This is a genomic window from Providencia sp. PROV150, from assembly GCF_028481025.1.
Lineage (GTDB): Bacteria > Pseudomonadota > Gammaproteobacteria > Enterobacterales > Enterobacteriaceae > Providencia > Providencia hangzhouensis.
This window is the reverse complement of record NZ_JAMPPJ010000010.1, coordinates 21,971-34,803: the sequence shown is the minus strand read 5'-3', so window position 1 is coordinate 34,803 and position 12,833 is coordinate 21,971. Positions and strand designations below refer to the sequence as shown.

Below are 12,833 nucleotides of genomic sequence, written 5' to 3'. Positions count from 1 at the left end.
CCTTTATACAAATAATAATATTGTTTAATTAAACCAAAGTGCCGATAGTCGCCTACCAACACTTACTTTCAACTAATTAAACACATTTTACGTAAAATTTTAGAAAGTTAATACTTTATCTGCCGTTAATGTCCAGCTTGCAAGCTCGACTAACGTGCCTACCTCAACACCATCAGCAAGGGTTAACTCACTTACACCTCGGGCATCTGTACAAGTTTTACATAATTTAACGGGGACATTTTGTGCCGTTAAAATCTCTAACATTTGTTGAAGATTATAGCCTTCTTTCGGCTTTTGAGCTGCCAAACCTGCGGTCACAGCATCTGACATCAGAAATATTTTTAAATCTAACTGCGGCTCTTGCTCTTTCAACGTTATCGCTAATCGCAATGAGTTGAACAATGTTTCACTGCCGTAAGGTGCGCCATTAGCAATAATCAAAATAGAGGTCATATTGTACTCCACTTATTCAGTTTGAATGGGTTTTAACCGGATTGCGGTATTACATTTTAGTGTTTCTAATAGTGTATCAACCAATGTAATTGTATGTTGATTAATATTAAAATTTTCTGATTGGAGTAGCCAGTTTTCTAACAAACCAGACATTAATGAACGGATCATAATCGCAGCACATTCCACATCAAGATCAGCAGGAAGTTGACCTGCATCAATACAGGCAGTCAAGTTATCAACTATTCGACATTGACTTGCGACATAATTAGCGCGTTTAAAATCAACTAACTCTGCCATTTCGCCAACTAATTCACACTTCAAAAAGAAAATTTCCATCAAAGCGCGGTTTTTAGGGCTTTCAATAAAATCAGTCAAAATATAAACTAATAATTCTCTTAGTATTGAAAGTGGATCATTGGTATATTTAGAACGATAATATTCTTCAGCTTGTACTATTTGGTTATCACCAAATTCACAAGCTTGATAAAAAAGATCAACTTTGTTTTTGAAATGCCAATATATTGCACCTCGGGTAACCCCCGCTGCTTTTGCAATATCGGCTAATGATGTGGCAGAAACTCCTCGTTCAGAGAATGTTTTGATGGCAGCATCTAATATTTCCTGACGGGTTTCTTCAGCCTGTTGTTTAGTTTTTCGTGCCATTGTGACCCGTTTCTATCGAAAGCTGATTTACATACATTCGTGTATGTTTGTACTATAGCATAGTGATAAATCATATTGTTTACCATTTTTCTTATTTTTGTTTTGAACTCATATTGATTAATTGAGGTTAACTTATGCGAAAAAACAGAGGGGTGTTACCTCTGGCTCTGTTAGTTCTTTCAGGTGGCTTGGCTTTATCTGGTTGTAACGATGAACAACAAGGTGGCGGAGAACGCCCGGCGCCTGAAGTAGGAATTGTTACGCTTAAAGCCGAACCTCTGACTCTCAAAACCGAGTTACCAGGCCGTACATCCGCATTTCGTGTTGCCGAGGTTCGCCCTCAGGTTAGTGGCATCATATTGAAACGCAACTATAAAGAAGGTAGCGACGTAGAAGCAGGGACATCTTTATACCAAATTGACCCAGCACCATTCCAAGCAACCTATGACAGCGCAAAAGCGGAACTTGCAAAAGCACAAGCCAATGCGAATCTGGCTGCATTAACGGTGAAGCGTTATAAACCATTGTTAGGTACTAATTACATTAGTCGTCAGGAATACGACGAAGCAACCTCAACCTATGCACAAGCACTTGCTGCCGTCAAAGCGGCTGAAGCTGCGGTTGAAACGGCACGTATCAACCTGAATTATACCAAAGTAACTGCACCGATCAGCGGCCGTACCGGTAAATCGAATGTGACTGAAGGGGCTTTAGTATCTACAGGACAAGCCACTGAATTAATGCGTGTTCAGCAACTTGATCCTATCTATGTTGACGTAACACAATCGAGTGACGATTTTTTACGTCTCAAAAATGAGATAGCGAAAGGCGCTGTACAGCGAGAATCAGGGAAAGCACCTGTCAGTTTGATCAACAACAACGGTCAAGAATACGCACAAAAGGGTGTTCTGGAATTCTCTGATGTCACTGTTGATGAAACAACAGGGTCTATCACCATGAGAGCCATGTTCCCTAACCCGAACAAAGAGTTACTTCCAGGTATGTTTGTTCGTGCTGTATTAGAAGACGGTGTTATTGAAAAGGCGATTCTAGTTCCACAACAAGGCTTGACTCGTACGGCTCAAGGAACTTCTCAAGTCATGGTTGTTGGCGCAGAGAATAAAGTTGAAGTCAGAAAAGTTAAAGCAGGACAAGCAGTTGGCAACAAATGGCTGGTAACTGAAGGTCTACAAGCAGGTGATCGTGTCATTGTCATCGGCTTACAAAAAATCAAACCAGGAATTGTTGTGAATCCTAAGGAAGCAAACTTAGAAACGCAATCCATAGACAATCAGGCAAAACCTGAAGAAAAGTCTAAATAAGGGAGCGGCTGATTAATGCCTAAGTTTTTTATAGAAAGACCAATTTTTGCGTGGGTAATTGCAATTATCACCATGCTTGCTGGTCTGTTGGCAATTATCCAGTTACCTGTTTCGCAGTACCCGACCATCGCGCCACCGGCTGTTTCTATTTCAGCTAACTATCCGGGAGCGGATGCTGAGACGGTACAAAATACAGTAACGCAGGTTATCGAACAGAACATGAACGGTATCGATAACTTGGTATATATGTCATCGAGCAGTGATTCATCAGGTTCTGCTAGCATTACGCTGACATTTGAAGCAGGAACTGATGGTGATATCGCGCAAGTACAGGTGCAAAACAAATTGCAACTGGCGATGCCATTGTTGCCACAAGAAGTTCAGCAGCAAGGTATTAGTGTCGATAAATCAACTAGTTCATTCTTAATGGTTGCGGGTTTCGTTTCTAGCGATGGCTCAATGGGGCAATACGATATTGCCGACTACGTAGGGTCAAATATTAAAGACCCACTTAGCCGAGTTAACGGTGTAGGTGAAACTCAACTGTTCGGTACCCAATATGCAATGCGTATTTGGTTAAAACCAGAGCAACTCGTTAAGTACAACATGACCACAACAGATGTCATTAATGCGATCAAGGTACAAAATAACCAAGTCGCAGCAGGGCAACTCGGTGGTTCACCGTCTGTAGCAAACCAGCGTTTAAACGTTTCTATCATTGCGCAGACACGTTTAAATAGCCCTGAAGAATTTAGCAATATTCTATTACGTGTAAACCAGGATGGTTCACAAGTGCGTATTAAAGATGTTGCTGATGTCCAATTAGGTGCTGAAAACTATAGTACTATTGCCCGCTTTAATGGTAAGCCAGCAGCAGGTATCGGTATTAAACTGGCAACCGGAGCTAACGCTTTAGATACGTCTAATAACGTCCGCGCTGCGCTTGAGGAAATGAAGCCTTTCTTCCCTCAAGGATTAGAGATTGTTTATCCATACGATACGACCCCATTCGTTAAAATTTCAATTAACGAAGTGGTTAAAACGTTAGTAGAAGCAATCATGCTGGTTGTTGTCGTTATGTATTTGTTCCTACAAAACATCCGTGCAACACTGATACCAACGATTGCAGTACCTGTCGTATTGTTAGGTACCTTTGCTATCTTGTCGGCATTTGGTTATTCCATAAACACCTTGACCATGTTCGCGATGGTACTCGCCATCGGGCTTCTCGTCGATGACGCCATCGTCGTTGTTGAGAACGTTGAGCGTGTTATGCAAGAAGAAGGCTTGTCACCAAAAGAAGCGACCAAAAAATCAATGGGTCAAATCCAAGGTGCGTTAGTCGGTATTGCAATGGTGCTGTCTGCGGTATTTATTCCTATGGCCTTCTTTGGAGGTTCTACAGGGGCAATTTACCGTCAGTTCTCAATTACCATTGTATCCTCCATGATCTTATCAGTACTGGTTGCGATGATCTTAACGCCAGCACTGTGTGCCACCATGTTGAAGCCAATTGAAAAAGGCAGCCATGGTAGCCAAAAAGGATTCTTTGGGTGGTTTAACCGCACATTTGAAAAACAAGCACACCACTACACCGACAGTGTAAGCCGTATGCTTAACGGCACGGGCCGTTATTTAGTGATTTACCTGCTGTTAGTGGTTGGTATGGCGTTGATGTTCGTCCGCTTACCGTCCTCTTTCTTACCAGCGGAAGACCAAGGGGTATTCTTGTCAATGATCCAATTACCACCGGGATCAACGCAAGAACAAACCCAAGCGGTATTGGATGAAGTGAATAACTACTACCATACCGAAGAAGCCAAAAACGTTGAGTCGGTCTTTACCGTTGGGGGCTTTAGCTTCGCAGGTCAAGGTCAAAACATGGGTCTCGCTTTCGTCGTTCTGAAAAATTGGAGCGAACGTAAAGGCGATGAAAACCACGTTGATGCGATTGTACAACGTGCGAATATCGCACTGTCACAAAAACAAGAGGCACTGATTTACGCCTTTAACCTGCCAGCGATTGTTGAGTTAGGTACCGCAGACGGGTTTGACTTTGAGTTAGTCGATAAAGGTAACTTGGGGCATGATAAACTGATGCAAGCCCGTAACCAGTTACTTGGATTAGCTGCTCAGCACCCAGAAATGCTTCAAGGTGTTCGTCCAAATGGTCAGGATGATACCTCGCAATACCGTATTTATATTGACCAACAAAAAGCACAGGCTCAAGGTGTCGCTATCAGTGATATCAACGCAACATTGAGTTCTATGTTTGGTGGAAGCTACGTGAATGACTTTATCGACCGTGGTCGTGTGAAGAAAGTTTACGTACAAGGTGACGCAGAAAGCCGTATGTTACCTTCTGACATCAGTAACCTGTATGTTCGCAATAACCAAGGTAAAATGGTTCCGTTCTCTGCCTTTATGGACGAATCCAAAGATCCTTGGAAGTATGGTTCACCGCGTTTAGAGCGTTATAACGGTGTCCCTGCGATGAACATTCAAGGTCAGGCAGCTCCAGGGAAAAGTACTGGTGATGCGATGCTGTTAATGGAAAAACTCACCACTGAAAACCTGCCTGAAGGAATTGGTTACGAGTGGACAGGTATGTCATATCAAGAACGCTTAGCAGGTAACCAAGCCCCTGCTCTGTACGCAATCTCCTTGATAGTGGTCTTCCTGTGTTTGGCGGCTCTCTATGAAAGCTGGTCAGTTCCATTCTCAGTTATGTTAGTCGTTCCATTAGGTATTATTGGTGCGTTACTGTTTACCAGTGTTCGTGGTCTAGACAACGACGTTTACTTTAAAGTAGGTCTCTTAACAACCATTGGGCTCTCGGCGAAAAACGCAATCTTGATTGTTGAATTCGCCAAAGACTTGATGGAAAAAGAAGGTAAAGGGTTAGTCGAAGCAACACTTAATGCAGTTAAAATGCGTTTACGACCAATTCTGATGACATCTTTAGCATTTATGTTAGGTGTTATCCCACTGGTGTTTAGTAACGGTGCAGGTTCTGCATCCCAGAACTCAGTAGGTACTGGTGTTCTTGGGGGAATGTTTGCCGCAACCTCATTGGCTATCTTCTTCGTTCCTGTATTCTTCGTGGTGATCCGTCGCCGTTTCTCGAAGAAATCAGAAGATGTTGAACACAGCCATCCACCAACAGCACAATAATTGCTGATCGATAAATCGAAAAGAGCCACTTATGTTGTGGCTCTTTTTTTATATATTAATTTAATACTGACTTGTTGTAGATAACATGGCGAAATGAGGTTTGTCCTGCTCTTTGAGTGCAGTTTGAATTTCAAAGTCTCCCTGAGTAAAATCTATTCGATTCAACAACTCCCCTAATAAAACTATCTTACCATTGATATCAAAATGGCTTCTGAAATGCATTGATAAAGACATTAAACCGTGACTGGCCAAAGCTTGCTCAGCTAATAAACTCACATCAATATGTTGATCTGTTCCATCAATTTTTAGTTGTAGATGACGATACGAGTGAGCCTGTGGACCATAAATTCCACGGATATAAAGAGATGTATTATTTATTGAATCTGTAATAACCAAGTCATCTCCTTGGCGATTAATAAAAGTCTCCTTCAATTGGTCTTGTATGGGTAGGATAAGCAAATCAACAATTCGGTCTACCGAATAATTATCAATAATAATCGTTTGATAACGCTGCCAATCTACCTTTTTAAACTGATAAGTATCGGAGCCTTCACCACCATTAAGAATTAAAATAGAAATATCGCCTAATGCCGCAGGAATAACGACATCGTTCCCCTGAGTTCCTTTAATAATTAATGATAAACCTAATTGTTCATGAGATGACGTTGGGTGATAAATAATTGCGTTTTCTTCTGTTAACAGCATTAAACCACCCGCTATTTTTTGTACTGACTTAAAAGTAAGCTCAGGGTATAAATCAACATGCTTAGGTAATTTATTTGGAAATCGAAGAACACCCTGGTTATCGAAAATATTGTTAAACCTCATCTCTCCAATCGCGTTTATTCGATATAGCTTCTTTGATTTTGAATCAAAAATAACGCCATATTGTTTATCGTGATCAAAATCGATAATTTGTAACTCACTTTCTAATGAAAATGAAGGCGCAACAATAGCCATCTCGTTAAAATACCATGCTGGTAATATACGTTCCCCATTAGTATCTTTTAATCCAAACAATGCAATGGGATCCTTTTCATTGAAAAATTGAGCAAAACGCTCCCATTTCAAAGGCTCTCTCGCAAACCAGTCTTTATTAAGGGCAACTAATTGTGTACTACCATTTGCATTCAGTTGCCTAACAAAGCCTTCTTTTTGGATAACAAGGAGCTCCCCTTGCCAGTGCGTGACATTTTCTATTCCACTCAAATTTAAACGAAAGGCACTAGGCTTACTTGGCTTAATAATATCTTGCCCTAACCCTTTTTGATAAAAAATGGTATCTTCTTTTCGGCTATAAAAGAAAAAGGCTTCCATTCCATTTTCCTTTAATAAACTTCCTATTAATTCCAAGTCCTTAGGAGGAAACCAATACCATAAATCGTACCTCGGATTATAGCGTCCCAGGCTTGTTGCAAATATTTTTGCAAGTGTAGGTTTAATTCTATAACGCTTTAATTGAAACACCGCCTCTTTACCATCGTTAATAGGCAGAGGGAACCTCTCTCGCCAAACTTTTTCTAATGGAGTATTTTTTGCGAGCTCACAATCAATATATTTTAGCTCTTCTTTACTTATCGAAATCCATTCATGCAAAAACTGCTGTTCATACGCCATCTTTCTTTCTAAATTGGCTTTAACCAGTGTTCCACTCTCATTGCGTAGCCAGTAATGATGCCAAAAACCATTTTCATCAGTGCCCGATATCATCACCGTGTTCGCTATGCTGGGTTTGATTGTAATTGTCTTTTGATATTCAGGACTCATATTTCGACGAGCTAAATAGTCATGGCCACTAAATTGCTTACGTTGTTCAAGTGATAATAATGTTTGTGTGTCATGTAAGTTATCGAGTAATAATCTGTTATTCACAACGCTCACAAGCTCTAATTTATCACCCTGTATTAGCCTATAGGTATTTTCAACCGTACTGCCAGTACTTCTTTCTGTTAATGTTATATACAGTTGGTCATCAACCAATGTGACTTTAATAATTTCTGCATCTAAACCTAAAACCATATTCGCTTTAAGTTGAGTCAGTAAAGAACCTGTATTTATATCAACCTGCCAAATTACTGATTCCACTGATGAATAAAAATAGGCTGTATCCCCATTAATTTTTATTAGTTGTGCCGAATGATTTTCTTTATTTTTTGAGTGAGTAAAAATGACCCGATCATATTGAACATCATAAAATGCACGTCCCACGTTTAAACCGTTATATTGATAATTATCGATGGCAACATACTGGCCGTTAAGCTTATTTTTAATTGATAAATCATGAAGATGCTGTTTAATTGTCTGGCTTTTGTTTACCCATTGACTACCATCTACATTAATAACCTTTGCAGTCTTATTAATAAAATCTATTTCACATACTTCATGTTGAGCATTGACCAGCAAAATCGAATTATCCGCCACCGATGTATCAACATGGATAGTAATGCCGCTAATTTTAATGTGATCATCCATGATTTGAATAACATGCTCTTTTCCATCACTTTCTATTAAACTCGTATCAATTATCCAGCTAGATTGTTTTCCATACATAGCCCCCTCAATTAACGTAAGAGATGCACCATAATTAACTGTAATTTGATATTCCCCGCCATTACCAGTGACTGCGTGCGTAATATGCCCTTGCCATGGAATAGGCATTTTAGGAACGGCTAATTGTCTATTTTGGCTATCTAGATTGACATGAATGGTAGTATTTTCATATTCATGCTCTAAAGTGGTGATGACATACTCTAGGCCACAATAAAAAAAATCAAAATAGAATTGATAGCGTTCTTCCATTCCTCTCAAAATAGAAAAACCATTATCCCCTCGAGAAGTTCCACCAAAAAGAGAGCTATAGTTGTAACGAATGAACGATCTAGGTACAACTGGTAATATAACTACCCCAGTTTGATTTCCATTAAAGAATACTCTTGACTCAGTAACACCAACAGCTTCTCTAATATTAATTGCATGTGATTTATCGATCTCAGCACTTGGCCCTGATTGAAAATCATTCAACCAGCAATGCTCTATATACCACTTTTTTTTCACACCTCGATATATATATTGGCTACCAAGGTCAAAATAGCCATTTTTAAAATCTAATTTCTCGATGACAATATTAGGTGTTGGTATCAAAAAGCCTTTTTTTGCATCATAACTTATCGCTGCATTTTGATAGTCTCGTTGATAAATCGCGAATTCTTCCCCTACAGCAACAGCTTTTTGTGCGTGTCTTTCATTAATATTAACCAGTTCGGTGATACCAATACCTATTCCCATAAGTGGTACAGCTAATGGCCCTGCAACACCTGCCACCGTTTCCGCACCAAATAGAGATGCTCCCGTACTTACAATACCTAACCCTAATGATGATGAATCAAAAGCTAGTTGAGTACCAAATACAGCTCGCTGAGTTTCATTTTGTGCATTCGCTAACTCATAAATATCGAAACCAACCATAGCTCCTTGGAAAATAACCCCTAACCCTTCATTCGCTGTACGTACTAGAGACGAAGAAAAGCGATTCATTACTGATTTTGCCACTCCATTCCCTTCACACCATAATGAATATGCAATTTTTCCAGTTTTCACGGCATCATTGATAGCACCATGGGCTATCATAGAATAGCTAATATAACTATGAATACGCAGTGCTGTTGCTAAATTAGATGTTGGCCTAGAAGAAACCACTGACTGTCGATTTCTATTCTCCGACCATTGAATGATTGCTTGTATTCCCATCGCTATATTGAGGCCATCCACATGTTCTGTACCCTCAATATCTCTTTCACATTGCAACTCCCCATCACTAAAAGAATAATGACTCTTTAACATAGCCATTTGCTTGTGAAAATATTCTTTAAACTCAATAAATGTTGTGTCTTTCGTTTCGGCCCAATATATCTTTTCCTCTATCCCTTGATGTATAAATTGAATACGATATCGGCCATCTTCCAAATTCTCAACATTTTCAAAAACAGGTAACCATTTTTCATCTAGTTGATGACTTTTGCACACTTCATTAATTGAGTATTCAAGACGTTCCCCCCATTTTTCTGACTCCAAAATAATTAAGGATGTTTGTATTTTCTTATCTTTTTCTATTAAAGACTGATGTTCTAGAATACTCTCCATTTTCTTATGTAGAGAAATAGATTCCATTAAATTATCTGAATAAACCAAATCGGAAACAGTTAAACCACTACCAATTTGTACTTCATACATTTTTCCCGTATTAATAGAGACCAATTCAAAACTACTATTTAAAACCGCATACTGCTCTGCCATCTTGTTTTTAAATAAAAACTTATTTAAAGTTGAAAATAACTTATCAGAATCATTAAAGGCATAAATACCAAAGTTTGGATCATAAAAATAATAATTAATTTCATTACCATTTTTGACTTTACCTAACAACATCGAGTGTGTTTTGCTATTTAGCGCATAAATATTTCCTTGTTCAGCATTAATCAGAATTTCTTTTATTTCATTTAACTCAAATTGGCCAATTATAGTTGATGCGTGTGCCGCCTCTATATTTACATGAAGTTCTTTTAACGCAGCTTGTAACAAAGTTGAATTCGGCTCCGTTGGTGATGCCCCAGCTAAAAACATCTTATTAAGCAATTTATTTGCACCCTCACTGCCCTCTAAGGCTAATGCAACAGCCATTGCCCTAACTAAAGAGTAACAACGTCCCCCTGAATTATCATCCATTAAATATAAATAAAAATCTTGTGGTGCGAGACGTTTCTCAATATAACCGCTATCTCTAAAGATTGAATTAAATTTATAAGTAAAATCTAAAACATCATAAATAAAACCTGAATTTTCTCTCGAGGTTATATACTGAGCTAATACTCCGCACTCAATGGCAGTAAACTCATTCTCAAAGTTAAATATTTCCGCTTTTACTGATAATATATCATTATTAAATTTATCAATAACATACATACATGGGAATAACAGTGGATCCGTAACAAATCGCTGAATATCTTGGCTTATTCTATGCTTTTTAAGCATCATACAGTCAAAAAGACTATTTTTTAAATGACCATCACGCTGAACTTGCGCAACTAAACTAGGATTATTCGTATCGTAGCCTACTTTTTTTAATACTTTCGGTAAGATTTGTTTTACTGGGCGATCTGTTAATAAAGCTTCTGTAATAGCGTCTGCAATGACCTGTGACCTGGCTTGCCCATGGCTTGTTGACTGACCTTTTGGTGTTTCCGAATAAGAAATACCAGTATCCATTTTTTGCATACCAACTGGTGTATGTTCAATAAATGCATCAGAAGGAATTAATGTATTAAGTCGCTGGGTAATTTCCTTTGCATGCTCAAGCCCCGATTCAGATAAGTAAATAACTGCTTGGTCCGTTTGTATACCAAATTTTCTAGGCCCCATAATTTTGGCTTGTTCTATACACTGAGGTGACGGCTCATGAAATAACTTCACCAAAGATTTTGCCAGCCGATTAATATATTTTTTATGTATATTTATAGTTAACCTAGCATTTATACTAGAGCGAAGTTTCATTCTTTTTTTTAAATTTTTAGGGAGAATACGCAGTGCTTGTGAACTTAATAAATCGGAATCAACAAGGTTAGATAATTCAATATCCTCTTTACCTTGAACTCTTATATCGACATCATTATTTCCTGTTGATAAATCTCTTATATAACCAATAAACTCCAGCTCCTCTTGATTACTGAGTTTTTCAATACCAATAGGAACATCATTGTTATATAAAAAATAAGATTTTCTTTCTATTTCTTTCTTTAACTTATCATGTTTTTTTAATAAATCTGCCGACCACTTTCCTTCATGGCGATATTCATATTTAATCGCCTCAACTAGCATCATAATATTTTTATCAAGCTTTATTTTATCCATTACATAAATGGCATGATTCAATAGAGAGCTATAGCTATCACCAGACATATTATTAAATCCCTTTATCTTTAATTTGAAAACATAACAAGTAGTAATTTATTAGCAAGGAAAATGGAACTTATAAACGGCCAAAAACATAGTGTAACAATTATTTACATCATATTTTTCCGATTTTCCGATTTTCCGATTTTACCTGAGTGCTAACGTATCATATTTTATTAAGCCAAACTAATTTTTGATTATTATAAAAAACGACTAAATACATTATGCTTTTAATCATTAAAGGATTTTTACAGCAAGGAGCTAATACCAATGAAGAAAACCATATCATTCACTCTACTAAGTTGTACTTTATTTCATACCACATCATTAGCCGAGGCCCCTGATATCACAAAAGCAAAAGTCATTAATATAGAAGCACCTCTCAAAAATAACATCTCGTTTAATACCTTCGAAAGTCTCTCATCTAATGACGATGGTTTAATTTTTAATAATGATATTAACAGTAATACCAAGCTTAATAATAAGGCAGCAAAGCTTATTTTTGCAGAAGTAACAGGGACTGAAACAAGCAACTTACAAGGGATATTAGGAATAAAAGGGCAACGCGCCAACCTTGTTATCGCAAATCCTAATGGTATTTCATGGAAAGACGGTGCCGTTGATAATATTAATAGCCTCTCCTTAATTGCCGGTAAATTTGAAAAAAAATACATTAAAAACAAAGAGAAAGATAACCAGCTTGAACTCCAAAAATTGGAGGACTATAACCAACTGAAGTTTTCAACTCAGCCTGCTAGCCAAATCAGTATTAGTCAGCAACAAGGAACTCCAATTCAACTATCAAAATTAAATATCGTTGCAGACCAAATAAAGCTGCAAAATACACTTAATATCCACTCTGCCATACAAAATTATATCAGTGCATCTGGTAATAGCACCCTTTCTCCTAGTGAAGGCATTGTCAAGTACAGCACAAAGTTCAAAACTGACATTCCTTATATTCAAGGAAATCATTTAGAGATGGATGAGCAAACTAAATTGACAGGTCGTAACATTGTACTTGAGAGTCACCAATATCACTGTAAAGATAATTTCCTTTGCCCACAGAATAAGATAGATATTCAAGGAGTTATAAACACGATGAGTTTCTCTGTGCGCGGAGACGCAGACATTATTTTTTCTGATACAGGCGTGATAAAAATAGGGAAAAACCAACAGGCTCTTATTGCTAAAACAACGCAATAATCTTATTTTAGCGTACAACAACAAATAACGGCCTCAATAAGAGGCCGTTAAGTTTAAAGTGAATTGATC

The 12,833-nt window shown here is 38.0% G+C and carries 6 protein-coding genes; 3 read left to right on the top strand and 3 right to left on the bottom strand.

All coding sequences use genetic code 11. From position 1 onward, the window contains the following. Positions 1 to 99: 99 nt before the first annotated feature. Positions 100 to 453, bottom strand: coding sequence for a DsrE/DsrF/TusD sulfur relay family protein (locus PSE83_RS08400; RefSeq protein ID WP_004913652.1), 354 nt, complete (start codon positions 451 to 453; stop codon positions 100 to 102). Between the two features lie 12 nt (positions 454 to 465). Continuing rightward, positions 466 to 1,116, bottom strand: coding sequence for a multidrug efflux transporter transcriptional repressor AcrR (gene acrR, locus PSE83_RS08395; protein WP_004260429.1), 651 nt, complete (start codon positions 1,114 to 1,116; stop codon positions 466 to 468). 134 nt (positions 1,117 to 1,250) lie between these two features. Between acrR and PSE83_RS08390 the strand changes: the two genes are divergently transcribed. Together PSE83_RS08390 and PSE83_RS08385 are read left to right on the top strand one after the other, a co-directional pair. Further along, the gene (locus tag PSE83_RS08390; protein WP_004260432.1) at positions 1,251 to 2,438 is read left to right on the top strand and encodes an efflux RND transporter periplasmic adaptor subunit; all 1,188 of its coding nucleotides are present in this window, start codon (positions 1,251 to 1,253) and stop codon (positions 2,436 to 2,438) included. Positions 2,439 to 2,453: 15 nt separating this feature from the next. Continuing rightward, positions 2,454 to 5,612: an efflux RND transporter permease subunit gene (locus tag PSE83_RS08385; RefSeq protein WP_272660803.1), complete on the top strand. Its 3,159-nt coding sequence runs from the start codon at positions 2,454 to 2,456 to the stop codon at positions 5,610 to 5,612. 60 nt (positions 5,613 to 5,672) lie between these two features. On the opposite strand, the gene PSE83_RS08380 is transcribed toward PSE83_RS08385, so the two are convergent. After that, complete coding sequence (locus PSE83_RS08380) at positions 5,673 to 11,564, bottom strand: TcdA/TcdB pore-forming domain-containing protein (RefSeq protein ID WP_272660802.1); 5,892 nt, start codon at positions 11,562 to 11,564, stop codon at positions 5,673 to 5,675. 264 nt (positions 11,565 to 11,828) lie between these two features. Between PSE83_RS08380 and PSE83_RS08375 the strand changes: the two genes are divergently transcribed. After that, positions 11,829 to 12,764 (top strand): two-partner secretion domain-containing protein, encoded by a 936-nt coding sequence (locus PSE83_RS08375; protein ID WP_136133984.1) that lies wholly within the window; start codon positions 11,829 to 11,831, stop codon positions 12,762 to 12,764. Positions 12,765 to 12,833: the final 69 nt, after the last annotated feature.